Source organism: Streptomyces sp. NBC_01431 (assembly GCF_036231355.1).
GTDB lineage: Bacteria > Actinomycetota > Actinomycetes > Streptomycetales > Streptomycetaceae > Streptomyces.
In genome coordinates this window covers 7,925,969-7,951,129 of record NZ_CP109496.1, presented here as the reverse complement: position 1 = coordinate 7,951,129, position 25,161 = coordinate 7,925,969, and the positions used below count along the sequence as shown (strand labels likewise).

Sequence of the window (25,161 nt, the reverse complement as noted above, 5' to 3'; positions counted from 1 at the left end):
ACCGGCCCTCGGGTACGGCTAACGGGTCTCGGACAGGGCCTTGCGGTCGGTCTTTCCGGACGGGTTGCGGGGCAGTTCGGCCAGCCTCACGAATCGGCTCGGCTGCATGTGCCGGGGCAGCACCGCGCGGGCCCGGTCCGCGAGTTCCTCGCCCGGCAGATCGCCCTTCGAGGAGAAGAAGGCGGTCAGCACGGGCCCGCCGGCCCTGCTGCGGGCGCAAACCACCGCTGCGTCCTCCACGCCGTCGACCCCGCGCAGCACCGCCTCGATCTCTCCCAGCTCGATGCGGAACCCGTTGATCTTCACTTGGTCGTCGGCGCGGCCCGCGTAGCAGTAGACGTCATCGGCGGTTCTCGTGGCGAGGTCCCCGCTGCGGTAGTACCTGCGGGCCGGCCGGCCCGGCACGGCCAGCGTGCGGAACCGCTCCTCGGTGAGCTCGGGCCGGCCCAGGTAGCCGACGGCGACGCCGTCGCCCGCGACCCAGATCTCGCCGGTTGCCCCCCGCCCGACAGGGTTCAACTCCTCATCGAGCACCTGGACTTCCCAGCCGTCCAGCGGCCGCCCCAGGTCTTTCGCGAAGTCGCCGCCCGCGCCGGGCTCCTCGCGGTCGAGTTCCTTGTCCAGGAGCGTTCTGGTACTGACGAACACCGTCGTCTCGGTGATGCCGTACGTATTGACGAACTCGCACCGGGGTCCCAGCGCCTCGCGCCAGGACCGGATGTCGGCGATGTCGACGGCTTCGCCACCGAAGATCACGCGGCGCAGCACGACGGCGGCCTCCGGCATCCGCCGCACCGCCGCCGTGAGGAAGCGGAAGACGGACGGCACGACACTCATGACCGTCACGTGCTCACGGGCCAGCAACTCGACGGTGGCGCGCGGTGAGAGCGCCGTCTCGGCCGGTACGAGGACGAGGGTGGCACCCGTGGCCAGGGCGCCCCACATCTCCCATACCGAGAAGTCGAAACAGTAGGAGTGGAACAACGTCCAGACGTCCTCGGCGGAGAACGCGTACCGCGCGCGTACCGAGTTCACCATCGCCACCACACTGCTGCCCCGCACCTCCACACCCTTGGGCCTCCCCGTCGACCCCGAGGTGTAGATGACATACGCAATCGCATCGGAAGCCACGTCGGCCGGGGCCCACGGGTGGGCCGGCTCCGGCAGGGGGGCCGGGGCATCCACGCGCACGGTGGGCAGTGCGTGGAGCTCGGCCGGGAGGTCCCGGTCGGAGACGACGAGCGACAGGCCGCTGTCCTCTGCCATGAACCGGAGCCGCTCGGCGGGGTAGGCCGGGTCGAGCGGCACGTAGACGTGGCCCGCGGCGGTCACGGCGAGCACCGCGGCCACGAGGTCCACGGTACGGCCGAGGTACAGACCGATCCGTGATCCCGTTCCCGGGCACCGCTCCCGGACGGCCTCGGCCAGGACGCGGACCCGCGCGGACAGTTCGCTGTAGGTGAGGCTTCGGTCCTGGTCGCGGACCGCCTCGTGCTCGCCGGCCCGGACGACCTGGTCGGCGAACAGCCGGTACAGCGCGGAGCCGGTGGGGCGTGGGTTCGGCATGGATGCAGTGCCACCGTTTCGGATCGGACGGTCAGGAGACAGAGGGGACGCAGCGGCGGAGTGCCGGGTCGACGGGACCGGGGCCGGGGCGGTCAGAGGCTGAAGGACAGGTTCAACCTCTTTGCCCAGTCGTTGAGTTGGAGGACCATCTCGACGTCTGCCCGGCCCAGCCACCCACCCCGGTCGAGCAGTCTGGGGTTCTCGGCGATCCGTTCGGCGGCCAGCACGTCCAGCAGGGGGCGCACGGGTGCCGCGGAGTCGTCGAGCAGGGTCCGCAGTCGGCCCGCCAGGGCTGCCTTGTACCGCGTGTCGTAGGTGATGGGGTACGGCACCTTGGTGCGCGTCAGCACCGATGCGGGCACCAGGTCCCTGGCGATGACCCGCAGCAGACTCTTCTCGCGCCCGTCGAAGTACTTGAGACGAGGCGGCACGTTGTACAGGTAGGAGAAGAGCCTGTGGTCCGCGAAGGGGAAGCGCAGCTGGAGCCCCGCCGCGGCGGCCAGCCGCTCGGAGTGCTGCACGCCCTGTTCGAGCAGCCGGGTCACGATCAGGTAGTCCACCTGCCGGGCCAGCCGGTCGGGAGCCGGGGCTCCGGGAAGATGCGGCACCTCGGCGACCGCCTCTCGGAACATCCGGTCGAGGTGACCGGTGACATCGAGGGTGCGCCGCAGACCTCCGTCGAAGAGGCCGGTACCGATGCCGTGGTCCATGCCGAACTTCCGGGACAGCTCGATCCAGGGGAACGTCGTCAGTTCCCGCCCCTCGGTGATCACTCCGCCCGGACCGCCGAACACCGTGTCCGCGGCCTCGCCGCTGAGGGCGACGGGCACGTGCCGCGCCACCTGCCCGCTGAAGAGGAAGGGGGTGATGTTCTTGTCGCCGAAGGGGGTCGGGTAGTCCTTGGCGGCCAGCACGGCCGCGAGCGTCGCCGGGTCGGAGAGCTCGGCGGGCCGGACCACGACCTCCTGGTGCTCGGATCCCCAGAACCGGACGACCTCCTCGGCGTACGGCCGGTCCGGCACGGGCGCCGCGGTGTCCCCGAACATCACGGTGAAGGTCCGCGGCACCCTGCCCCCGCCCGTCGCGGCGAGCCCGGTCAGCACACTGGAGTCGAGGCCGCCCGAGAGCAGCACTCCGAGGCCGGCTCCGTCGGCGCATCGCATCTCCCTGGCGACGGCGTCCTCAAGAAGGTCACGCGCCTGCTTGACGGTCTCGTCCCTGCCGAGAGTGTGCTCGCGCGCCTCCAACCCCCAGTATCTGCGGGGAGACTGACGGTCGGCGACGATCCGTACGGTGTGGCCGGCGGGCACCTCGCGCACGCCGCCGAGCGCGCCGTGCCCCGCAGGACGTATCTGGGTGAGCAGGGAACAGAGCGCGTCGGCGTCGAGGACGGGACGCACCATGGGGTGTGCCACGAGGGAGGTGACGTCGGAGGCGAACACCGCTCCGTTCGGGGTGGGCGCATAGCTGAGCGGCTTGATCCCCAACCGGTCCCGGCCGAGGGTCAGTTCCCCGGTCCGGGCGTCCCAGACCGCGAAGGCGAAGGTGCCCTCGAAACGTTCGGCTGCCCGTTCTCCCCACCGGAGATGAGCCCGGAGAATGACGTCCGCGACGGAGCGGTCGCCCGGCCGTGCGCCACCTCCGGCAGCCACCCACAGTTCCTCGGCGTTGTGCAACTCCCCGTCGCAGACCGCGACCGCGAGGAGGCGGCCGTTCTCCTCGTACAGCGCCGGTGGCACGGCCCCCTGCCACGCGGCGTCCGTACGCTGTGCCAGCAAGGCGTGCCGCCCGACCCACTGGCCCTCGCCCCGCCGGCCCCGCGTGGCGATTCCGGCCGCCATGCGCGCCGCGGTCGGACCCTCGTCACGCAGGTCCCGCCCGCCGTCCACCCAACCGGTAATACCCGACACTCACTACCTCCGGCAGGGCAGTGCCCCGCTTGTCCGTGAACTCGTCCGTAAACACAGGTCAGGGCGCATGGGAGTCACCGGCCCTGCCGCAGGATCAGCTCTGCGCGCCTCCGGCGCGTACGGTCCAGGTGAGAAGATCGCCGATGCGCACGCCGTGGGCCTCGGCGAAGTTTCCGCGCACCATGCCCACGTCCGTCATGTCGTCGAACGAGGTGGAGCGGTAGAGCACCACCTGCCCCTGCTCCCGCTGCAGATAGATCTGCGTCTGAATGTGCGTGGCCGGGCACAGGACCCGCCCGTTGAGCATCAGCTCCAGCGGTTCGTCGTGAGGCCGGTCGCCCACGTCGGTCATAACCTTCACGTTGCCGAAGTTGTCGATGTGGGTCACCATTCCCTCGGCGATCTCGACGTCGTCGATCTGGTGCTCGTCATAGGGGAACTCAGTGATGCGTGACTCGTCCTCGGCCGCGATCCTGGCGACGATCGGGGCGATGTACGTCTTCCCCGAAAAGCTGGTCTGCGGCACGTCCCTGAGTTCGTACAGGCGCTTCACTCCCAGGTCCTTGGCGAGCCAGCCGAAATACCCGAAGTTCGAGCCGACGAAGATGTGACCGGAGAGCGTTTCCCCCCAGATGACCTCGTGGGAGTCGCGGAGGTTCTTCGTCTTCGACACCAGCGTGTAAATGACCGTGCCCGCCGGATAGTTTTCGGCCATCAAGCGGGTCAGGAACGACGCATTGACCTCCGAGAAACTCTCGACCGGGACGACCTGCTCGATGAACACGGGGCGTCCGATCTCCGCCGCCTCCTTGTGGATCGCCCCACACATCTCGTTGAACGAGACGTCCTTGCAGTCCGTGACCACGACAATTCGACGCATCGCACCCCTCCAGTTCTTTTCGGAACACGTTCACACGGGCACATCAAGACGTTGCGCTCAAGCGGGACACTGGGATCCCGTCGAATGCGCGAAGACTCATCCACCCATTGATTGATGATTTCTGCCGCACGTCGACAAGAAATGAACTTTTCATCTACACGGCCGAGCGGACGGGGTCCGGGCCGGACCGGAAGTGGCCGGCGAGTCGGTTCACCGCCGGGCCGGACTCCACCGCGCCGTCGCGGGACTGGAGCAGTCCGGTGGCGTACGCACGCACCAGCTCGTGCCAGGAGTAGTGGCCGTCCGCGTGCTCGGTCAGCAGATGGACCTGGCTGAGCTCGGTCAGGAGCCCGGAGACCTGCCGCAGGGGCAGCCCGGCGAGCGCGGCCGCGCTCTGCGCGGTCAGCTGCGGGCCGGGGTGCGGGGCGAGGGACCGGAACAACTCGGCCGCCTGTGGCGTGAGCACCCTGTACGACCCCAACAGAATCTCGCGGACGTCCAGTTCGGGGTCGCCCGTGCCCATGAACGCATCCAGAGTGCCCCTGCCCATGCGGAGTTTCATGGCGATGGCGGAGAGCGGGAAGCCGGCGCGGCCCCGTGCGGCGGCGACGGCCAGGGCCAAGGGGAGCCGGCCACAGCGCGAGACGATCTCGTCGGCCGCCGTGGGCTCTGCCTCCACACGCCGCCTACCCAGCAGGTGGACGAGCAGTTCACGCGATTCCGCCTCGTCGAGGGGACCGAGCGGGATCAGGTGGGCCTGGTGGCTGGTGACGAGTCCCCACATCTGGCGACGGCTGGTCACCAGGGCGAGGCAGCCTTCGGTGCCGGGGAGCAAGGGGCGTACCTGCTGGGCGTCACGAGCGTTGTCCAGCAGGACCAGCACGCGGCGTCCCGCGAGCAGGCTGCGGAACAGGGCCGACCGCGCGGCCACGCCCTCGGGAACGTCAGCGGCCCCGACGCCCAGCGTCCGGAGGAACTCCCCCAGTACGCCGGCCGGATCGAGGGGGTCGCGGTTCGGATCGAAGCCGCGAAGGTCGGCGAAGAGCTGGCCGTCGGGGAACCGGGGTGCGACCTGGTGCGCCCACCGCACGGCCAGCGCGCTCTTGCCGACGCCCGCCATGCCGACGACGGCGCAGGTCAGCATCGCCGGGGCCGACAACGCGCCGTCGAGGAGCCGGGACATCTGGCGGTCGCAATCATCGCGACGAACGAAATGACGTAATTGTGCGGGCAGTTGGGCCGGCACGACCGCGGCGGTCACCGGCGGGTCCACAACGGTCTGGGCCTCCCTGGCCAACGGCAGGTCGTCGGACAGGATCCGCTGCTGCACCGCCTGCAAGCTGGCGGACGGGCTGATCCCGAGCTCCTTGCGCAGAAGGTGCCCCACCTCGTGGAAGGCGTTGAGCGCCTCGGACGGCCGACCCGCCCCATACAGAGCGATCATCAGGAGTTCGCACAGCCGCTCACGCAGCGGATGTTCGGTGACCAGCGCCGACAGCTCGGCGACGGACTCGGCGTACAGGCCCCGTTCGATGTCACTGGCGAGCCGCTCCTCAAGAGCGGTCAGCCGTAGTTCACCGAGGAGGTGGCGCTGGGCTTCGGCGCGCGGTCCGGGGATTCCGGCCAGTGGAGGGCCCGCCCATAACGCCAGTCCCTCACCGAAGAAAGAGGCGGACTTCGCGTGGTCGCCGTTTCTGCGAGCCTCACGGGCCAGGTATACGCATCGCTTGAACATGTTCAAGTCGATCGTCTCCGGGGCGGTCACCAAGGAATATCCGCCGCTGGTCGACTGGATCCGAAAGAGGCCGCTCTCCTTGGCAACCTTCCTGAGGCGAAAGATATAAGTGCGAATGGAACCGACGGCAGAGCTGGGCGCTTCTTCGCCCCAAACGTCTGCCACCAGTTCGGATATCGTCGCCTGTCCACCGTCACGCAGAAGGAGCGAAGCGAGAATGGCCCGCTGCTTCGGCTGCCCCATGTCCAATTCCTTGCCGCCGCTCCAGGCGCGCACCGGGCCGAGGATCGAGAATCCTATTCCTTGAGCCAATCGACTTTCCTTCCGAGTAAGATCGGACCTCCGGCCGGCATGGGACAGGGTCTGCCGAATGCCGCGAACCATCTCTGGGCCAGGAGCGCCGAACACGGCGTGGCGTCACAACATATGCGCGGGGTCGGAATTTCACCGACCTACTATCACTTCCTCTTGAAGGCCCCACTGGAATGGAATGACAAAGTCAATGCAGGCGAAAGTCGGCCGACACAGGAGACATCCTCCATGAATCCGTGTATCAGCCCCTCACTCCGGGGCTCACTGACGCAAAGCCAGGATCATCCGCTGCCCGGATCTTGTGAAGGTCCCATCGGGCAGACCTTGATGCACCGAAGGTCGGCCCGTACGGTCGGCAACCAAATGCCGCTCCAGCCCGTCTGCGGCCGCTCATTCACGTAGCTGCCGCCAGGGGGCGTCCTGTCCCGCGGCGGGCGCTGCGTACTGGGCCGCCACCTGCTCCAGCGCCCCGGGCCGACAGGGCGGCTCCGGCTCCGGTCGGGGGCAGGGCCGGGTAGGGGTTCCGGCTTGTCGAGGTCGTGCGGGAGACCACGGTGGCGCGAGGCGAGGGGTTCGAAGGCTTCGCCGAGGTTGTTCCACACGTCCCACCGGTCGGCGCAGTGCTGGGCACCCGGTGCGCCATCGCGGGCGCCGTCGGCGAAGAACGTCGCGCGGTCGCTGCACACGATCTCGACACCGGAGTGCTCGCGCAGGCGGGAGGCCGGCGTCCCGGCCTCGCGGTCGGGCAGCAGATCGACGGGTTGCCGGGTCTCGCAGTCGAGCGGAATGGTGCCGTACCGACGCCCTTTCCTCGTGGCGAACTCATCCACCCCCAGCACCCGCGGCACGGAATTCGCACCTGAACCAAGAGAGGTGAGCGGGGGGTGGCAGGTGGTGCAGGTGCCGGTCCAGCACCTCAGCGTGTCCTGGAGGAGGTCGAGAACGCAGTAGAGGGTGAGGCCGGCGTGGGGGCTTTTGGGGAGAGCCGCTGCTCGGTGAGGAAGGCGTGGGCGGCGGTCACAAGGGTGACATGGTGGTGCCGGCCGGGCCAGGAACGTCCCTCGAAGTGGTCCGGGCCCAGGCCTCCATCACCCGCCCGCCGCACCGTGAGCGACGAGCAAGGACAGCGTGCCGGTCCACTCTCCTCTCACTCATTCCTGGTTCCTTTGCGGTTGCTTGGCCGTCGTTCCACCCCGGCGAGCGGCGTCCCCCCTCGAAGAAAACGGTCCGCCTGCGACTTCTTTCGGCATCCGCGGTCATCACGTGGCCGCAGGAGTCACATGACAGCGTGGGTCTCCAACGGGCCTGCGGTGATGCGCAGTTCGCGGATGCGGGGTGGGTTTTCGTCGACCAGGTAGAAGATATGGGTGAACGGGTCGTGGACGACGCGGCCCGGTTCGCTCTTCTTGGACATGGTGGCCTCGCCGCGTAGGAGTCGGACGCCGTTGGGTGCGGTCCAGAACTCCAGTACCTCGTGGGTGATGTGCAGCGGTTCGTCGATCTTGACGAAGAACGCTTTGATGGCCTCGACGCCGTAGAGGTGTGTGGTGCCGAAGTACAGCTCGGTATCGTCGGTGAGGGGTGCGAAGCCCCCGTCGAACGACAGGTTGTCGATGGCGTCCATGAACTTCAGGATCCATGGAGGGACGTTCGCCGGATGCGCCGTGTTCGTCGTCATGCGAGACCCCCTTGGTCGTGGTCAGCCAGCGATGGGCAGCGCGTTGAGGAAGGCGTCGATCTCCGCGTTGACCTCGGCGGGGTTCTCGCGCGCTGCCAGGTGGGCGATGTGTTGGAGGATGCGAAAGGCGCTGCCGGGGATGGCGTCGACCATCTTTCGGACCACGTGCACGGGGAACTGGCTGTCCTCCTCGCCCGCGATGACGAGGATGAGTACGTCCCTGATGGTGTTCAGGCGACGATGCTCGTCCTTGCGGCCGATCAGGATGCTGCGCAGCGCCCATGCCACGGATTTCGGGTCGTCACGGAGCACGGGTGCCCTCCAACCGCGCGAGAGCGCTGACTCGAAGAACCACGGTCGACCATCCGCGACACCCGGTACACCCACTCCCGTCAGGGCGGATGAAATTTTCGGCAATGGCAGGGTCCGTACCGTGGGCGGCATCTGGGCAGCCGCGGGCCGGTTTGCTAGCTTCGAGCCATGGTCGCCCAGGCTGAGAACTTCGCGTCGCGTCGCTATGTCGACCTGCGGCGCCAGGGCACGGTCACCTGTCGCCCCAGCTGAGAGCCCTTGTGATCGCACGCACCAGACGCCGCGGTCTGATCCGGACGAGGATTCAGACACAGGCTCTGAGGCGGCCGGAGCGAGTCCGGACCGCCGACCACGAGACGGCGCAGTGTCGGACCAACTCCCCGAGGAAGTTCCCATGCCCCTTTCAACGGCACTCCCAGCGGCACGCCGGGCCACGGACAGCGCGCGGCGCAGGGCAAGCGCCAGCGTCGTCCTGCGGTCCGTGCTTGAGCACGGACCGGTCGCCCGGAGCACCATCGCCCGGCTGACGGGCCTCTCCCCGGCGTCGGTGACCGACCACTGCGCCCAGTTGGGTGCCCTCGGCCTGATCCGGGGGGCGGCCGCGCCCCGGCAGTCGAACGGGGCCGGGCGTCCTCACATACCGGTCGATCTCGACGCCTCCCGATTCGTCGTTGGCGGGGTGCACGTGGCCGTGCCGTACACCACCGTCGCGCTGCTCGACCTGCGCGGGCGGGTGGTCACCCAGCGGCGGCTAGGTCACGGCGACGGCACCGAGCCGGGCCGGGTTCTCGCGAACGCCGCCGACGGGCTCGGCGCGCTCCTCGCGGAGGCCGACGACCGCACCCCGCTGGGCGTCGGGGTCGCCGCCGGGGGCTGGGTGGACCGGGACTCCGGCACCATCGTGGAGCACGGGCTCCTCGTCTGGCACGACGTGGCCGTCCGCGAGGCCATCGGCGCACACACCGGCCTGCCGGTCCAAGTGGACGGACACGCAAGGGCGTTGGTCAACGGGGAGCAGCTGTTCGGGCGGGTGCGAGGGAGCCGGAGTGTGCTGCACCTCTTCGTCGGCAATGTGGTGGACGCGGCCTTCGCCACCCACGACGGGGTGCACCACGGTCCCCGCTCGCAGGCCGGGGTGATCGCCCATCTGCCGCTGGAAGGCGGAACGGAGCCGTGCGACTGCGGCCGGACCGGGTGCCTCCAAGTCGAGCTGAGCGAACGGACGTTGTGCCGCCGGGCGCGCGAGCGGGGGGTCATCAGCACGGTGAACCCGATGCACGTGGTGCGTGCCGCGGCTGATGGGAATCCGGTCGCGGCACGACTCCTCATGGAGCGCGCCAGTATGGTCGGGCGAGCGGCCCGGCTGCTGCTCGACGTACTCAACCCGGAGACGGTCGTCATCACCGAGGCCGGGGTGATGTACCGGGACGACTGCCTCGGCGCGTTGCGCGAGGCGGTGGGGGAGGAGCGTGCCGCGCTCGTCATGCCGAGCAGTTTCCCGGACTCCGTCCTTGCTGTGGCGGGCGGTTCCGTTGCTCTGGACGTGCTCTACCGTGATCCGCTGAGCGTGTCAGCGATATCAGGCGTACCTGCGGGGCCGAATTAATTCAGAAACTCCGAATGTTGACAGAGGTTGTGCCGGGCCGCGAACATTCTGGGCATGAGCAGCGCGCAGGAATTCTCCCCGGTGATCCGGTCGCGGCAGGTCCGCGACCGGATCACCGGTGTCGCGCCGGCACTCTCGCGGCAGGTTCCGCTCACCAAGTGCCGCTTCATCGACTTGATGCGGATCGGCCGCACCCTTTGTTGCTGATGTGACGCGGCAGTTATGACGGGTTGATGCCCCCACGAAGCGTCGATGAAGCGACGCACTGTTGCGGGAATGTTGACACGTCGACGCATTAGGCGCACTCGCGGCCCCGCACCCCTTCATTCTTCTGTCGCACTCTTTTGGCGTGCGCCGATTTCGGCGCGTCCTTCCCCTTCCTGGCTTTCCTGGCTTCGCCGTGCCCGGGTTCCGGAATGGCGCACGAGTTCCACACCCTGAGTCCCCTTGGGTTCCCCTTGACTTCACGGAGTCCCTCCATGCCACCAGTGTCCCCAGTCGTGCCCGGTGTCGACCGGCGGTTGTTCATGTCCTCCCTCCTCGGCGTCGCCGCCGCTGCCTCCCTCACCGGTTGCGCGGGTGCCAGCGCCGCCGACTCCGGGTTCAAGGGGTCCGCATCCGCCCCGCTGGCCACCTCCGTCCCCTCCGGTACGAGCCTGAAGATCGCCTCGTACCAGGGCGTACAGCAACTCCAGTTCAAGCTGGCGGGGTTGACCGATCTGCCCTTCACCGTGTCCGACTGGGTGAACACCGGCGCCGGTCCCGACGTCATCAACGCCTTCCGCGCCAAATCCCTGGACGTCGCCAACAATGCGGGTATCCCGCCGATCCAGGCGCACTTCCAGGGGTATGACGCGAAGATCGTCGCGATCAACATCACCCGAAAGCCGAGTTACGTCTTCGCCACCAAGCCCGGCAGTGACATCAGAGACGTCCAGGGTTTCAAGGGAAAGAAGCTGGCCTTCTCTCAGGGGCAGGCGCAGGGCGTCGTCCTGCTACGAGCCCTGAAGCAGGCCGGGTTGAAGGACGACGACGTACACCTCGTGCCGCTGACGAGCAATCAGTTCTTCACCGCGCTCCAAGCGGGCCAGGTCGACATCGCCCCGCTCGCCAACCAGCAGGCCCCGGCCTACCTCAAGCAATACGGGCCCAAGGGCGCGCACACCATCCCGACCGATGTCGTGGACCTCCTCAACCTGCTGTGGGCCCCGACCTCGGTCCTCGCCGACCCGGCGAAGGCCGCCGCGGTCGCCGCGTACATCCCCCGCTGGGCCAAGGGCCAGGTGTGGGCCTACGAGCACCCGGACACCTGGAACCAGGAGTTCTACGTCAAGACCCAGAACCTCACCACCGCGCAGGCGCAGTCGATCACCGCGCTCGCCAACAAGCCGCTCTTCCCGCCCAGTTGGGGCGAGGCGGTGAAGTGGGAGCAGGAGACCGCGGACCTGCTCGCCGAGGGCGGCTTCGTGAAGAGGTTCACGGTCGACTCGCTCTTCGACCGGCGCTTCGAGGGCCTCGCGGCCCAGGCCGTCCCGGCCGAGTACCAGAGGTGACGGCCATGACCACCACCGCTACGACACCCGTGGTCCCGACACCCGCCGAGCAAGCCCCGCCGGTACCTCGCACCCGGAGCCGCGCTCTCGCGCCCGGCAAGCGGCTGCCCGCCTCCCGGCTCATCGGCCCGGGGCTCGTGCTCGCCCTGTGGGCGGGCGCGTCCGCCGCCGGGCAACTGGACCCGGCCGCGATCCCCGCCCCGTGGACGGTACTGGGCACCGCCGGCCGGCTATGGAGCGAGGGCACGTTGTCCACCGACGTGCTCACCTCGCTCGAACGCGCCGGATACGGGTTCGCCCTCGGGCTGACCGCCGGTGTGGTCCTCGCGCTCGCGGCCGGACTCAGCCGGGTCGGCGAGGCGCTGATCGACGGAACGGTCCAGCTCAACCGGGCGATCCCGACCCTCGGTCTGATCCCGCTGTTCATCCTCTGGCTCGGCATCGGCGAGACCTTCAAGGTCGCGATCATCGCCATCGTCGTCTACGTCCCGGTCTATCTGAACCTGCACGCCGCGCTGTCCGGGATCGACCGACGATTCGTCGAACTCGCCGATGTCCAGGGCCTGTCCAGGGCTCGCTTCATCCAGCAGATCGTCATCCCCGGAGCGCTGCCCGGCTTCTTCGTGGGCCTGCGGCTCGGCGTGACTGGCTCCTGGCTCTCCCTGGTGGTCCTGGAACAGATCAACGCCACCAGTGGCCTCGGCTACCTGATGTTCCAGGCCCAGAACTACGGCCGCACCGACATCATCCTCGTCGGCCTGCTCATCTACGGCGTGTTCGGCCTCATCTCCGACAGCGCGGTCCGCATCGTCGAACGGAGGGTACTGTCGTGGCGACGCACACTGAGCAACTGACCGCGGGCGGGTCCCCGACGGTCCGCCTCGCCGGACTGACCCGTTCTTTCGACGGCCTTACGGTCCTCGACGGCATCGACCTCGACATCCCGGCCGGGCAGTTCACGGCCCTGCTCGGGCACAGCGGCTCCGGCAAGAGCACGCTCCTTCGCGCCATTGCCGGGCTCGATCACCGGGTCACCGGCAGCGGTGAACTGGCCGCCCCGGAACGGGTGTCCGTGGTCTTCCAAGACTCCCGGCTGCTGCCCTGGCGCCGCGTCCTCGACAACGTACTCCTTGGGACGGACGGCAAGGAAGCCGCCGAACGCGGGCGCGCCGCCCTCGCCGAGGTGGGGCTCGCCGGGCGCGAGAGAGCCTGGCCCAACGAGCTGTCCGGCGGCGAGGCCCAGCGCGCCGCGCTCGCCCGCTCCCTCGTGCGGGAGCCCGAACTCCTCCTGGCCGACGAGCCGTTCGGCGCCCTGGACGCGCTGACCCGGATCCGAATGCACGCACTTCTGCGCGAGCTGTGGCAGCGCCACCGACCCTCCGTCCTGCTCGTCACACACGACGTGGACGAGGCGATCGTCCTCGCCGACCGGGTCCTCGTGCTCGATCGGGGCCGCATCGGCCTCGACCTGACCATCGAGCGCCCGCACCCTCGCTCGTACCGAGACCCGTTGCTCGGCGAGTACAGGGATCGGCTGCTCACCGCCCTCGGCGTAACAGCACACCAAGAGCACGCAGAACACCAGGAGGACCCTCAGTGACCCGGCGCCAACTTCATCTCAACGCCTTCCTCATGAGCACCGGGCACCACGAGGCATCCTGGCGGCTGCCCGAGAGCGACCCGTACGCGAGTGTCGACCTCGACCACTACCGCGATCTCGCCCTCATTGCCGAACACGGCACCTTCGACTCGCTCTTCCTCGCCGACGGCCCCGTCCTCTTCAGCAACGTCGGCCAGCGCCCGGCCGGCGTGCTCGAACCGCTCACCCTGCTGACCGCGCTGGCGTTGGCCACCGAGCACATCGGTCTCATCGCCACCGCCTCCACCTCGTACAACTCGCCCTACAACTTGGCCCGACGCTTCGCCTCCCTCGATCACATCAGCGGCGGCCGGGCGGGCTGGAACATCGTCACCACCGCCGGCGCCGAGGCTGCCCGCAACTTCGGGCTCGACGACGAGCCGACCCATACCACTCGGTACGAGCGTGCCGCCGAGTTCCTGGACGTGGCGCTCAAGCTCTGGGACAGCTGGGAGGACGACGTGGTCGTCGCGGACAAGGCGGCAGGGGTCTGGGGCGACGAGCGCAAGGTCCACCCGCCGCGCCACAAGGGCACATACTTCAGCGTCGAAGGCGCACTCAATGTCCCCCGCAGCCCGCAGGGTTACCCGCTCCTCGTGCAGGCGGGCTCCTCGCAGGACGGCAAGAAGTTCGCGGCCCGGTACGCCGAAGCGGTGTTCACCGCGCAGCAGACGTTGGGGGACGCGCAGAACTTCTACGCCGACCTCAAGTCCCGGGCGCGTGCCGCCGGCCGGGACCCCGACCACCTCAAGATCCTGCCCGGCATCGTCCCGGTCATCGGCTCCACCGAGGCCGAGGCACGCGCACACGAGCAGGTCCTGGAGGACCACATCGTCCACGAGCACGGCCTCCACCGGCTCGAACACCTGCTGAACCTGGAACCGGGCATCCTCGAACTCGACGCCCGACTGCCCGCCGATCTGCCGCCGGAGAGCGACATCGAGGGGGCCAAGAGCCGCTACACCCTCGTCGTGGAACTCGCCCGGCGCCAGCGGCTCACCGTCCGCGAACTCATCGGCCGCCTCGGCGGCGGACGCGGTCATCTCACCTTCGCCGGCACGCCCGAGCAGGTGGCCGACGCGATCGAGAACTGGTTCAGCCTGGGCGCCGCCGACGGCTTCAACATCATGCCGGCCGTCCTGCCGTCCGGCCTCGGGCTCTTCGTCGACCACGTCGTGCCGATCCTGCGCGCCCGCGGCCTGTTCCGTACCCAGTACGGACCGCGAGGCACCCTGCGCGACCGCTACGGCCTCCCGCGCCCCGCCAACCAGCACACCACCTCCCCGACCCTCACCCGAGTCTGAAAGGCCCCCAACATGTCCGGCATAGAGATCCGCAAGGTCACCGCACACATCGGCGCCCAGGTGTCCGGCGTCGACATCGCCAAGCCGCTCGACGCGGAGAGCGTCACCGCCCTGCGCGCCGCCCTGAACGAACACAAGGCGCTCGTCTTCGACGACGTCGACCTGGACGACGAGGGCCAGCAGGCCTTCGCCCGCCATTTCGGCGACCTCACCACCGCCCACCCCACCGTGCCCGCCGTCGACGACGCGCCCAACGTGCTGCCCGTGGACAGCGAGCGCGGCCGCGCCAACCACTGGCACACCGACGTCACCTTCGTCCTCAACCCACCGCAGGCCAGCACCCTGCGCAGCATCACCGTCCCGCCGTACGGAGGCGAGACGCTGATCGCCAACTCCGCCTCCGCGTACCGGAGTCTGCCGGAGCCGCTGCGGCTGCTCGCCGACACGCTCTGGGCCGAGCACACCAATGACTACGACTACGCGGTGCCGGACGAGGAGGTCGACGAGGAGAAGGCCGAGCAGCGCGTCCAGTTCACGTCGATCAACTTCCGGACCGCCCACCCGGTCGTCCGCGTGCATCCCTTGACCGGTGAACGCGGCCTGTTCATCGGCGGGTTCGCCCAGCGGATCGTCGGCCTATCGGTGGCGGAGTCCCGCAAGATCCTCGACCTGCTCCAGGCGTACGTCACCCGGCCGGAGAACATCCTGCGGTGGCGCTGGTCGCCGAACCAGCTCGTCCTGTTCGACAACCGGATCACCCAGCACTATGCCATCGACAACTACAACGGCCTGCCGCGCCGCCTGCACCGCGTGACGGTCGCCGGTGACGTACCGGTCGGCATCGAGGGCAAGGAGAGCTACTCGATCGCGGGCGACGCCTCGCACTACACACCGGAGGCATGAACTACCGGTTGTTCCCGCGGAAGGCGGGGTCAGGGCTGTTCCCCCGGAAGGTGGGGCGGGGCGCCGGACCGCCGGCGCCCCGCCCCACCCCGCGCTCAGCTCGCGGCCGTGCCTTGCCGCGCGCGCCCGGCGCGGCGTTGCAGGGCGTGCAGATGGCGCTGGTGGTCCTCGGCCGTGACCGGGCGCAGCTCCGGTACGGACGGGGGCTGCCGTTCTCGCCGATGGCGACGAACGTCAGGCGGGCGGTGGCCACTTCGGTGGTGGGGCCCGAGGCGTTCCACCGCTCGGCGGCCGCCCGCACACCGACGTCCATCGAGGTGCGCCCCGCGTACTCCACGCACGCGCGCAAGCTCACCAGATCGCCCGCGTGGATGGGCAGGAGGAACGTCATCCGGTCCACCGAGACGGTCACGGCGGGGCCGCCGGCATGCCGTCCGGCGGCCGCCGCGGCGGCGTCGTCGTCGTCGTCGTCGTCGTCGTCGTCGTCGATGAGTTTCATGATCACGCCGCCGTGGATGGTGCCGTACAGGTTGGTGTCGTGCTCGCTCATAATGTGGGCGAGGGTCCCGCCCGAGTCGGCCGGTGCCTTGTGGGCCGGGCCGTTGGTGAGGGTGTCCACGTCACAGGGCCTTTCAGCGCGCGGCGGGCAACTGCTGAGGGGCCTGCCGGGCCGCCGCCGTCATGCTGCCCTCGGCCAAGGAACTGCCCGCCGACTGGCTATGGGAGCGCACCAGCTCTCAGCGGCCGCGGCACGTCCGCGTCGGCGCCTTCCGGCTGCTCGACTCGCGCGGCGGCATCGTGGCCCTACGGACGGCGGTCGGTCTGCTCGAAGACCCGGAAATCAAGCTGCGCACCTGGGCCGCGCAATCAGTGCAACGCTGGTGTCCGGCACCGGACGAGCCACACGGCAACGCGGAAGTAGGCGAACTGCTCGACCGGTGCCGACACCTCTTCAGCGACCAGGTGCTGTGCCGACGCAAGCGGGAAGCCGGAGTGGACAGCTGACACTGCACCGCGGTCCAGAACTCCGCTCAGCAGTCGCCGCCCGGTGGCCCTGGTGCCAGCATGCCTGCCTTGGTGACAACTATCGTGCTTCGGCTCAACACGTCCGCCAACTCAACCGCTCAGCCCCGCCAAGTCGGCTGCTCATCCGCCAGCTGAAGCGCTCAGTCACACGTGGTGATCAACCGCCGCGCTAGCCAGAGACGCCAGTTTTATGTCTGGCCCTCAGCCGCGCCGAGAACGGGGTGCGGTCCAGCCTGGTCTCGGCTGCCAGTGAGCCACCCGCTGCCCCGCCGCAAAGTTGTCATCAATGATGGCCCGACGGCTGTAGCGAGCGTGCGGTCCGCACTGCGCCGCGGACCGCACCCTTGTTTTCCTCTACGTGCCCGCACTCCTGATGGTAGGTCGGCTTGGCTGTTGGTCTCCGCTCTCCTGCTCGGCTTGCTTTGCCAGTGCGCCGATGTCGATCTTGGGCAGCCCCTCGCCGGTCTCCCAGTCGATGTCCGGGGCCTGGGAGAACTCGGGTTCAGCAACAGCGGGGTCCGGGAGGTCGATCACGCCGGCGCCGGGCGGGTACTCGCCCACCACGAATGAGTTGTTGATCCTGAAGGAGAGCGTCGCGTCACCGACGAGGGTGTTGTCCGCGCGGTAGACCTCCAGGTGGTGGACCTCCACCCACAAGACGCCCGCTGCCTGCGGCGGGATGCTGATCTGCTTAGGGTAGGACCGCTCCTCGAACTCGGCGACGTTGGTTCTGTGTTCGTAGCCGATCTCCCGGGTGATGTTGACATCGGCCCCCAAGGAGAATGCCTTGAAGGAGACCCCGGCACTGACGTTGACCGAGATGGTGGTTTTCTCGGTGAACGTCTCCTCTTCCTCCTTGCTAAACCCGGTTTTCACGTCCTCGCCTGCGATGACGGGTCTCGATCCTTCGCGGTTGTAGCCGTAGACGGCCACCTCGTATCCGAGTTGACGCCGAATGGTGTAAAAGGGGCTGTTCTCGATCTTCCATTCCTCGCTGCGGTCGGGGTCGTTCACCGCGGTGAGAGGCACGCGCACGATGCGGTCAGTAACCGGGGCAGGCGCTTCCGGCCTAGCGGTTGACGTCATCCTCGGCGGCCCGGGCACCTCGCGCGTCTCGACGTCGGCGGGTACTTCCAGCACCCACGAGGTGGGGGTCGGGTCCGCCACGTTGTAGTGGTTCACCGTGGTCGTGTACTGCGCGGGCAGGAAGAGCCGCTCCGTCCTGTCCGTTACCGAGGTGGGCGGAGCATCCAGCCCCCATACCGCCACGCTCTCATGGGCTCCGGTGCCCCGGTCGTCCCACAGTCGCGGAGTGATCCTCGCCCCTTGGACGTAGGTGTGGCTCACGTGCTCCTGCTTCACGCACCAGGTGGCATTCAGCGGCGGGGCCTCGTCCCATCCCGGCCACCACAGATCCCCCAACGCCACGTAGCCGTTCGGTGGGATCGGCCTCCACGCCGAGCCGTACAGGCCCGCGCCGCTGTTCCGGTCATGCCACAGCCGCTCGTAGCGCACCGGGCTGGCCAGCGGCCCCTGCCCGTTGCCCCGGTTGCGAACCAGCGGCAACGGCCGACCGGTCGCCGACCAAGCCTCGTCTTTGACCTCATCAACAGTTCCGGCGAAGACGTAGGTCCCCAATGGGCGGAACGAGTTCGCCGGAAGAAGCGTCGGAAGCCAGAAGTTGGCGTCCCTCTGGCCGCGTGCCCCGAAGCTGCTCCACACAAGAGTGCGGGCCGTCGTGTAACAGATGTCGATGTCACCGAAGGTTTCGATGCGTGGCATCGTGCCCCCTGTCCTGGTGTGCCCGCGCGGTGCAGGCACGCAGGAGGAGGCTAGACCGGATCCCTGCGAGGAGACCCCGAGGACCTGCGAACCCGGGCGCCGCAACAGCGCATGTCGGCCACTTCCGTTTCGCTACCGCGGCCCCTGAGGGTGGCGCGAGTGCCGGGGTGTCTCGTGAGCTGCGATGACGTACTCACCGCCTGTTTTAGTCACGTCCGGTGAGGGCCCTTGACCGTCCTGCCTCCGCGCCGGTGGTGGCGGTGGCCCGGCTCTTCCGCCACTCCGTTGACCGGTGCGTGTGGATCAGGCGTGGACCAGGATTCGGGCTCCGGTGCCCGCTCGCAATGCAGCCGTGGGGCTTGCGCGAGTGGGGGGTTTTGGCCGTGCTGGGGCATGTTCCGGCCGTTCATGTTGGTTCGCCCGAAGCGGTATCAGGCGACAGCTGTAGCGTCCTGGCGAACTGCCCCTGGGGACCGGTTACTGCCTGAGCCCGGCATGCCCATCTCATGGCCACGGAGGTGCTCCAGCCGCTGACCAGCTCTGCCCTATACAGCTTCCGTGACCGACCGCAAAAGGAGCTACGTCATGCCTCACACAACTGCCGACAGCAGCGGCAATGAGCCATCGTCGGAACACGTCACGTCCGCTGCGGACATGGCAGCGTTCCTGTCTCAATTGACACTCGAAACGGCTCCCGAGTACCAGGGCGACGAGACCGCCGCGTTCGGCGAATCGATACCAGTACTGTCACAGCTGAACAACTGGATGTCAGGCATACCAAACGAAACCAAAGTGACCGACATCTCGATCCCGGGCACGCACGAGAGTTGTGCTGTCCACGACGACACGGCCTTCGGGTATGGGCGGTGCCAGGCCCAGAACCTGGAGTGGCAGCTCAACAACGGTATCCGATTCATCGACATCCGCTGCGCCCGTCGCAGCCCACAGTATTTCGAAGTGTTCCATGGCAATATAAACCAGCACCTATATTTCGGCAGCGTGCTGCAGATGTGCCACGAATTCCTCAAGGCGCGCCCCACCGAGACGATCTTCATGCGGCTCTCGGAGACCAAGTCCGATTCGGCGGCTGCCGACTTCAAGCGCACCTTCGAAGATGTCTATCTCGACCAGGACGGATGGCGCCGCCTGTTCCACATCAGCAATCAATTTCCGACTCTCGGTGAGGTTCGCGGAAAGATCGTACTGGCGACCAGGGGTCCCTACATCGGCGGACTGGACCTCGGCTCCAGCCTGTTCGACATCCAGGACCACTGGAACAAGCCGGGAATAGACGCCAAGAAATCCTACGTTCGCAATCACCTGATCAAGGCGATGGACGCCGGACCGTCCAAATCGAAGATGTTCCTGAACTACACTACCGCGACAGGCTCTCCTCATACCCCTTGGGGTTACGCCCAGAGACTTAATCCATACACTCTCCAGGAACTGACTCGCCTGCACGACCGTACAAAATCCGTGGGCGTGGTCCTGCTGAACTACTGCGACCGCCCCCACAACTCAACCTCCGGCGGATACACCAACATGATGACGGAAGTCATCAACATGAACCGCATACGGCCGTGGACACCACAGATCACCGTTCCGGTGCAGAGCCAGTACACCGAAACAAAACCCGTGTTCAGCGGCACCGGAGGACAGCCGGGGGAAACCATCACGGTGGTCAAGACCGGAGAACCCGGCACAGTACTGGGCACTGCCACTGTAGACCGCGAACGGAAGTGGTCAGTCCCCTGCAACCGGGAGCTGCCAGAAGGTCCGTACTCAATCAGCGCACGACAGTCGAACGAATACGGACAATCGGACTGGGTGCCGAACCGCACCTTCCATGTACGAAAGCAGGTGCCTCCGCCGCCCCGGCCTCCGGCAATTGTCGAACCGGGACACCTGGCATCGGTATCACGGCGCCCGACCTTCAGAGGCACCTACGGACAGCCGGGGGCCATCATCACCGTCTGCAAGAAGGGCGACCCGAATACCGTGCTAGCCGAAACGCGTGTGACGAATGGCGACATGTGGGCCGTGCAATGCAACCGGGACCTGCCCATCAATCGGTTGTACGAGATCAGCGTCAAACAGTCCAACCCCGGCGGCTCCTCGGACTGGGTACATCGCACCTTCGACGTGTCGCCACTGTAATCACTGGAGAGGATGAGCGGGCACGATGGCCGGAGGCCGCGAAAAGGGCTCTAGTGTCCTGCGCCAGTAGTGGTTCGTTAGTTGTTGTGTGACTTCTGCTGCTGGTGCGTCAGTTCCTCGTCGGGGTCCGAAGCTGGAGCCGTTACTCCTGGCCGAGGACGAGCGTGCGGTGCTCGAGCGGTGGACCCGCCGTGCGAAGTCGGCGCAGTCACTTGCTCTGCGGGCGCGGATCGTGCTGGCGTGTGCGGGCCCGCAAGTGCCGCCGATCGTGGAGGTGGCCCGGAACCTGGGGGTGGCTGCGGACACGGTCCGCAAGTGGCGGCGCCGGTTCCTGGCTCAGCATCTGGACGGGCTGGTGGATGAGCCCCGGCCGGGCCGGCCGCCCGTCATCGGTATCGATGCGGTGGAAGCCGTGGTGGTGGCGACCCTGGAGGAAATCCCGAAGAACGCGACCCACTGGTCGCGTTCTTCGATGGCGGACCGCAGCGGGCTGTCGAAGTCGACCGTCGGCCGGATCTGGCGGAGGTTCCAGCTCAAGCCCCATCTGACGGACACCTTCAAACTGTCGACGGATCCGTTGTTCGTGGAGAAGGTCCACGATGTCGTCGGCCTGTACTTCAACCCGCCCGAGGGCGCGGTGGTTCTCTCGGTGGACGAGAAGTCCCAGATCCAGGCCCTGGGCCGGTCCCAGCCCGTACTGCCGATGATGCCGGGCATGCCCGAGCGACGCACCCATGACTATGTGCGCAACGGGCTGACCACCCTGTTCGCCGCGTTCGACGTCGCCACCGGTGAAGTCATCACCGCCCTGCACCGACGCCACCGGGTCCTGGAGTTCAAGAAGTTCCTGATCCGGATCGACAAGACAGTCCCTGCCCACCTGGCGGTCCATCTCATCGTCGACAACTACGGCACCCACAAGACCCCCACGATCAGAGCATGGCTGGGCAGACACCCCAGGTTCCACCTGCACTTCACCCCGACCTACTCATCCTGGCTCAACCAGGTCGAGCGGTGGTTCGGCTTCCTCACCGACCAGAAGATCCGCCGAGGCACACACCACAACGTGCAAACCCTAGAAGCCCACATCCGCACATGGGTCAAGGAGTGGAACACCAACCCCAAGCCGTTCATCTGGACCAAAACCGCCGCAGAAATCCTCGACTCCCTCGCCCGCTACTGCCAACGGATCTCCGGCGCAGGACACTAGGGCCCAGCGGCGGTTGCCGTCGGTGTGCCGCAGGTGGGCGACGACGTTGTGCAGGACTCGGGCGGCTTCGACGGCGGCGGCGTTCAGGCGGTCGTGTTCGCGGACGGGGAGGTTGGCGTCCCAAACGGGCTCGGGACGCGGGGCGGAACGGGCGCTTGGTTGTGGCGGAGCGGCCGGCCGGGGCCGGGGCCGGGGCACTGACGCGAACCGAAAAGTGGGTCGGTGCACGCCATACTCGTCAGCCATCCGGACCGGTTCGACCTCATCAAGCACCCACCCATGGAGTCGCCGGCGACGTGGACCTGCGGGGCAGCCCAGAGAATCATGGAAGAGCGCCAATAGCCCAGTTCACGTCCTTGCACCCGGATGGCGACGGGCCACGGCTGCCACGTCCGTGGTTGCAGTTCTGGTTGCATTCACCTCCGTACAGCACCGTTCAAAAGCCCCACCCACCGGCGGTGGGGCCCTTCTTCGTTCGTGCTCTCCATTGTGGTCTCGGCGGCCCTGACCTCACGCTTCTCTGGCCGAACGGCTGCCCCTGTCCACGTCGACGGTCGTAAACAGGGAACACCGACTACTCGATCGCCGGCTCCTACCAGTACCGGGGCCGGAGTCACGTGTATGGCTCGCCCGGCGGACAGGGCGGACAGGGGTGTAGAAAAGAGTGTGTGATCAGGCGTTTCGGCCGACTACGGGGCGTGTCGGTTCGGTCGCTGCTCCCCAAGCGCCCCAGAAGTGTCGCCGGGCAGGTCTTCATCCTCCAGGTGGCAGTCGTCGTCCTGCTCGTCATCGGCGCGATTCTGGCGCTCGCGCTGCAGACCCGGCGCGATCTCGACAACGAGGCCAAGAACCGCTCGGTCGCCGTCGCGGAGACGTTCGCCCACTCGCCGGGGCTCATCGCGGCCATGAATTCACCCCATCCCTCCAAGGTGCTCCAGCCGATCACCGAGGAGACCCGCAGGGCGGCGCACGTGGACTTCATCGTGGTGATGGACACCAAGGGCATCCGCTACACGCATCCGCTGCCGGATCGGATCGGGAAGCGTTTCGTGGGCACCATCGGACCGTCCCTGGCGGGCAAGGTCCTCGTCGAGAGCGTGCAGGGACCCCTGGGCCGCGAGGTGCAGGCGGTGGTGCCGGTGACCGCACCGGGCGGCAGGGTGGTGGGCCTGGTCTCGGCCGGTCTCAAGGTCCGCAATGTGAGCAGCGAGACCAACCACCAGCTGATCGTCATCCTGGGCACGGGCGCGGTGGGCCTCGCGTTGGCCACCGGCGGCACCGCGCTGGCCACCAGACGCCTCAGGCGCCAGACCCACGGGCTCGGCCCGGCGGAGATGACCCGCATGTACGAGCACCACGACGCGGTTTTGCATGCCGTGCGGGAAGGCGTCGTCATCGTCGCGGGCGACGGGACGGTGCTGCTCGCCAACGACGAGGCCCGGCGGCTGCTGGGACTGGCCCCCGACTCCGAGGGCCGCCCGGTCGCGGAGCTGGAAGGACTCGATCCCGCCACAGCCGAGCTGCTGGCGTCCGGCCGGGAGGCCACCGACGAGGTCCATGCGACCGGGGACCGGCTGCTGGTGGTGAACCAGCGGCCCACCGACGGCCCCGGGGGCCCGATGGGGACTGTCGCTACCATCCGCGACTCCACGGAGCTGCGGGCGCTCACGGGCCGGGCCGAGGTGGCGCGCGAGCGGCTGCGGCTGCTGTACGACGCGGGGGTCGGCATCGGTACCACGCTGGACGTCAGACGCACGGCCGAGGAACTGGCCGAGGTCGCGGTGCCCGCCTTCGCCGACTTCGTGACCGTCGACCTGCCCGACCCGGTGCTGGGCGGGGAGGAGCCCAACCCCACGAGCTCGGAGATGCGCCGGACCGCCGTCAGCGGTATCCGCGACGACCACCCGCTGTACGAGTGCGGCCAGCTGATCGAGTTCCTTCCGTCGACCCCGCAGGCCCGCGGGTTCGGCAGCGGGCACGCCGAGCTGGTGCCGGACCTGTCGCGGGCGCCGGGCTGGCAGGCGCAGGACCCGGAGCGTACGGAAGACATCATCGGCTACGGCATCCACTCGCTCATCACCGTCCCCCTCCAGGCCCGCGGGGCCGTGCTGGGGGTGGCCAACTTCTGGCGCTCGGAGAAGCCCGAGCCCTTCGACGAGGACGACCTCTCCCTGGCCGAGGAACTGGTCGCCCGCGCCGCGGTGTCCGTGGACAACGCCCGCCGCTACACCCGCGAGCACGCCCTGGCCGTGACACTCCAGCGCAGCCTGCTGCCGCGGGCACTGCCCCGGCACAGCGCCGTCGAGGTGGCACACCGCTACCTGCCCGCGCAGTCCGGGGTGGGCGGCGACTGGTTCGACGTGATCCCGCTGCCGGGCAGCCGCGTGGCCCTGGTCGTCGGCGACGTCGTCGGCCACGGCCTGCACGCGGCGGCGACGATGGGGCGCCTGCGCACCGCGGTGCACAACTTCTCCACGCTGGACCAGCCGCCCGACGAACTCCTCAGCCACCTCGACGAACTGGTGAGTCGTATCGACCAGGACGAGGCGGGTGCCGCAGGCGGGCTGGAGGGCTCGGCGATGACCGGGGCCACCTGCTTGTACGCGGTCTACAACCCGGTCACCCGCCGCTGCTGCTTCGCCCGCGCCGGGCATCCGCCGCCCGCCGTGGTCCGCCCCGACGGGAGCGTCGAGTTCCCCGACATCCCGGCCGGACCGCCACTCGGGCTCGGCATCATGCCGTTCGAGACCATGGAAATGGACATCGAGGAGGGCAGCCGGCTCGTCTTCTACACCGACGGGCTGATCGAGGACCGCACCCGGGACATCGACGCCGGCATGGAACTGCTGCGCCAGGCGCTCTCCCGTACCGACCGCACACCGGAGCAGACCTGCCACGACGTGCTCGGCGCGCTGCTGCCCGGCCGCGCGAAGGACGACGTGGCGCTGCTGGTCGCCCGTACCCGGGCCCTGGGACCCGACCGGGTCGCGGAATGGGACGTGCCGCCCGTCCCCAGCGCCGTCGCCGGGATGCGGGCCGCGGCTGCCGCGAAGCTCAGGGAATGGGGTCTTGCGGACCTGGAGTTCGGTACGGAACTGATCCTGAGCGAGCTGCTCACCAACGCAATCCGCTACGGCTCCCCGCCGATCAGGGTACGGCTGCTGCACGACCAGGGCCTGACCTGCGAAGTGACCGACGGCAGCAGCACATCGCCCCACCTGCGGTACGCGGCCACGACGGACGAAGGAGGCCGCGGGCTGTTCCTGGTCGCCCGGACCTCCGAGCGCTGGGGCACCCGCTACACCGCCGAAGGAAAGATCATCTGGGCGGAGCAGCTCCTGTCCGACGAAGGGGCCCCGCCACCGGACCTGGACGGCAAAGCGCTGCTCGACCTCTTCCCCGACGACGAACTCCTCTGACGTCCCGCCTGACGCCACCGCCGGGACCCCCGGTGCCGCCGGGGCACCCCACCCGGGCCGGGCGTCAAGGTGCTGGGCCTGGACACTCGCCTGGCACCGAAAGACGCTGCCGAACCCGTGCGCGAGGCTATGGCTGCCTTTGCCTCCGCCGACCCCCAGTGATCGGCTA

General features: G+C 68.3%; 20 protein-coding genes and 1 pseudogene. 11 read left to right on the top strand and 10 right to left on the bottom strand.

Going from position 1 to position 25,161, the window contains the following annotated elements; all coding sequences use genetic code 11:
• Positions 1-18 precede the first annotated feature (18 nt).
• The 8 genes and pseudogenes from OG522_RS36205 to OG522_RS36170 form a co-directional block, all read right to left on the bottom strand.
• Positions 19-1,566, bottom strand: coding sequence for an amino acid adenylation domain-containing protein (locus tag OG522_RS36205; protein WP_329467258.1), 1,548 nt, complete (start codon positions 1,564-1,566; stop codon positions 19-21).
• A 92-nt stretch (positions 1,567-1,658) separates the two neighbouring features.
• Complete coding sequence (gene asnB, locus OG522_RS36200; RefSeq protein ID WP_329467257.1) at positions 1,659-3,476, bottom strand: asparagine synthase (glutamine-hydrolyzing); 1,818 nt, start codon at positions 3,474-3,476, stop codon at positions 1,659-1,661.
• A gap of 94 nt (positions 3,477-3,570) precedes the next feature.
• Positions 3,571-4,356, bottom strand: coding sequence for an SAM-dependent chlorinase/fluorinase (locus OG522_RS36195; protein WP_329467256.1), 786 nt, complete (start codon positions 4,354-4,356; stop codon positions 3,571-3,573).
• 154 nt (positions 4,357-4,510) lie between these two features.
• Positions 4,511-6,121 carry a BTAD domain-containing putative transcriptional regulator gene (locus tag OG522_RS36190; RefSeq protein ID WP_329467255.1) on the bottom strand — a complete coding sequence of 537 codons (1,611 nt, stop codon included), beginning with the start codon at positions 6,119-6,121 and terminating at the stop codon, positions 4,511-4,513.
• A gap of 563 nt (positions 6,122-6,684) precedes the next feature.
• Positions 6,685-7,251 carry a transposase gene (locus OG522_RS36185; RefSeq protein ID WP_329467254.1) on the bottom strand — a complete coding sequence of 189 codons (567 nt, stop codon included), beginning with the start codon at positions 7,249-7,251 and terminating at the stop codon, positions 6,685-6,687.
• Positions 7,252-7,319: 68 nt separating this feature from the next.
• Positions 7,320-7,487: pseudogene (locus OG522_RS36180) on the bottom strand (IS701 family transposase); the annotation flags it as partial.
• A 192-nt stretch (positions 7,488-7,679) separates the two neighbouring features.
• Positions 7,680-8,081 (bottom strand): nuclear transport factor 2 family protein, encoded by a 402-nt coding sequence (locus tag OG522_RS36175; RefSeq protein WP_329467253.1) that lies wholly within the window; start codon positions 8,079-8,081, stop codon positions 7,680-7,682.
• A gap of 21 nt (positions 8,082-8,102) precedes the next feature.
• Positions 8,103-8,393, bottom strand: coding sequence for an alpha/beta fold hydrolase (locus OG522_RS36170; RefSeq protein ID WP_329467252.1), 291 nt, complete (start codon positions 8,391-8,393; stop codon positions 8,103-8,105).
• A 394-nt stretch (positions 8,394-8,787) separates the two neighbouring features.
• On the opposite strand from OG522_RS36170, the gene OG522_RS36165 reads away from it, so the two are divergent.
• The 7 genes from OG522_RS36165 (at position 8,788) to OG522_RS36135 (ending at position 15,398) form a co-directional block, all read left to right on the top strand.
• A complete protein-coding gene (locus OG522_RS36165) occupies positions 8,788-9,999 on the top strand; it encodes an ROK family transcriptional regulator (RefSeq protein ID WP_329467251.1) in 1,212 nt (403 codons plus the stop codon).
• Between the two features lie 54 nt (positions 10,000-10,053).
• Positions 10,054-10,206 (top strand): hypothetical protein, encoded by a 153-nt coding sequence (locus OG522_RS36160; protein WP_329467250.1) that lies wholly within the window; start codon positions 10,054-10,056, stop codon positions 10,204-10,206.
• Positions 10,207-10,478: 272 nt separating this feature from the next.
• Positions 10,479-11,552: an ABC transporter substrate-binding protein gene (locus OG522_RS36155; protein WP_329467249.1), complete on the top strand. Its 1,074-nt coding sequence runs from the start codon at positions 10,479-10,481 to the stop codon at positions 11,550-11,552.
• A 5-nt stretch (positions 11,553-11,557) separates the two neighbouring features.
• Positions 11,558-12,406 carry an ABC transporter permease gene (locus OG522_RS36150; protein WP_329467248.1) on the top strand — a complete coding sequence of 283 codons (849 nt, stop codon included), beginning with the start codon at positions 11,558-11,560 and terminating at the stop codon, positions 12,404-12,406.
• The gene (locus OG522_RS36145; protein WP_329467247.1) at positions 12,382-13,152 is read left to right on the top strand and encodes an ABC transporter ATP-binding protein; all 771 of its coding nucleotides are present in this window, start codon (positions 12,382-12,384) and stop codon (positions 13,150-13,152) included. Before OG522_RS36150 ends, OG522_RS36145 begins: the two co-directional genes overlap by 25 nt.
• A complete protein-coding gene (locus tag OG522_RS36140) occupies positions 13,149-14,495 on the top strand; it encodes an LLM class flavin-dependent oxidoreductase (RefSeq protein WP_329467246.1) in 1,347 nt (448 codons plus the stop codon). The genes OG522_RS36145 and OG522_RS36140 overlap by 4 nt, the downstream gene beginning before the upstream one ends.
• Before the next feature lie 12 nt (positions 14,496-14,507).
• Positions 14,508-15,398: a TauD/TfdA dioxygenase family protein gene (locus OG522_RS36135; protein WP_329467245.1), complete on the top strand. Its 891-nt coding sequence runs from the start codon at positions 14,508-14,510 to the stop codon at positions 15,396-15,398.
• A 1-nt stretch (position 15,399) separates the two neighbouring features.
• Here OG522_RS36135 and OG522_RS36130 read toward each other — a convergent pair whose 3' ends face one another.
• Complete coding sequence (locus OG522_RS36130) at positions 15,400-16,017, bottom strand: acyl-CoA thioesterase (RefSeq protein ID WP_329467244.1); 618 nt, start codon at positions 16,015-16,017, stop codon at positions 15,400-15,402.
• A 62-nt stretch (positions 16,018-16,079) separates the two neighbouring features.
• Between OG522_RS36130 and OG522_RS36125 the strand changes: the two genes are divergently transcribed.
• On the top strand, positions 16,080-16,403 hold the full coding sequence (locus tag OG522_RS36125) for a hypothetical protein (RefSeq protein ID WP_329467243.1): 324 nt from the start codon (positions 16,080-16,082) through the stop codon (positions 16,401-16,403).
• Positions 16,404-16,778: 375 nt separating this feature from the next.
• Here the strand turns inward: OG522_RS36125 and OG522_RS36120 are convergent, their stop codons facing one another.
• On the bottom strand, positions 16,779-18,206 hold the full coding sequence (locus OG522_RS36120; protein WP_329467242.1) for a Vps62-related protein: 1,428 nt from the start codon (positions 18,204-18,206) through the stop codon (positions 16,779-16,781).
• A gap of 558 nt (positions 18,207-18,764) precedes the next feature.
• On the opposite strand from OG522_RS36120, the gene OG522_RS36115 reads away from it, so the two are divergent.
• From OG522_RS36115 to OG522_RS36105, 3 genes are all read left to right on the top strand, one after another.
• Positions 18,765-20,363: a phosphatidylinositol-specific phospholipase C domain-containing protein gene (locus OG522_RS36115; protein WP_329467241.1), complete on the top strand. Its 1,599-nt coding sequence runs from the start codon at positions 18,765-18,767 to the stop codon at positions 20,361-20,363.
• Positions 20,364-20,451: 88 nt separating this feature from the next.
• Positions 20,452-21,573: an IS630 family transposase gene (locus OG522_RS36110; protein ID WP_443074798.1), complete on the top strand. Its 1,122-nt coding sequence runs from the start codon at positions 20,452-20,454 to the stop codon at positions 21,571-21,573.
• Between the two features lie 698 nt (positions 21,574-22,271).
• Positions 22,272-24,992 carry a SpoIIE family protein phosphatase gene (locus OG522_RS36105; RefSeq protein ID WP_329467240.1) on the top strand — a complete coding sequence of 907 codons (2,721 nt, stop codon included), beginning with the start codon at positions 22,272-22,274 and terminating at the stop codon, positions 24,990-24,992.
• Positions 24,993-25,161: the final 169 nt, after the last annotated feature.

Bases quoted from the DNA above. Each gene is read 5' to 3' on its own strand.
- OG522_RS36155 (WP_329467249.1), top strand. From the start codon at position 10,479: ATGCCACCAGTGTCCCCAGTCGTGCCCGGTGTCGACCGGCGGTTGTTC.
- OG522_RS36205 (WP_329467258.1), bottom strand. From the start codon at position 1,566: ATGCCGAACCCACGCCCCACCGGCTCCGCGCTGTACCGGCTGTTCGCC.
- OG522_RS36135 (WP_329467245.1), top strand. From the start codon at position 14,508: ATGTCCGGCATAGAGATCCGCAAGGTCACCGCACACATCGGCGCCCAG.
- OG522_RS36125 (WP_329467243.1), top strand. From the start codon at position 16,080: ATGCTGCCCTCGGCCAAGGAACTGCCCGCCGACTGGCTATGGGAGCGC.
- OG522_RS36150 (WP_329467248.1), top strand. From the start codon at position 11,558: ATGACCACCACCGCTACGACACCCGTGGTCCCGACACCCGCCGAGCAA.
- OG522_RS36195 (WP_329467256.1), bottom strand. From the start codon at position 4,356: ATGCGTCGAATTGTCGTGGTCACGGACTGCAAGGACGTCTCGTTCAAC.
- OG522_RS36175 (WP_329467253.1), bottom strand. From the start codon at position 8,081: ATGACGACGAACACGGCGCATCCGGCGAACGTCCCTCCATGGATCCTG.
- OG522_RS36160 (WP_329467250.1), top strand. From the start codon at position 10,054: ATGAGCAGCGCGCAGGAATTCTCCCCGGTGATCCGGTCGCGGCAGGTC.
- OG522_RS36165 (WP_329467251.1), top strand. From the start codon at position 8,788: ATGCCCCTTTCAACGGCACTCCCAGCGGCACGCCGGGCCACGGACAGC.
- OG522_RS36120 (WP_329467242.1), bottom strand. From the start codon at position 18,206: ATGCCACGCATCGAAACCTTCGGTGACATCGACATCTGTTACACGACG.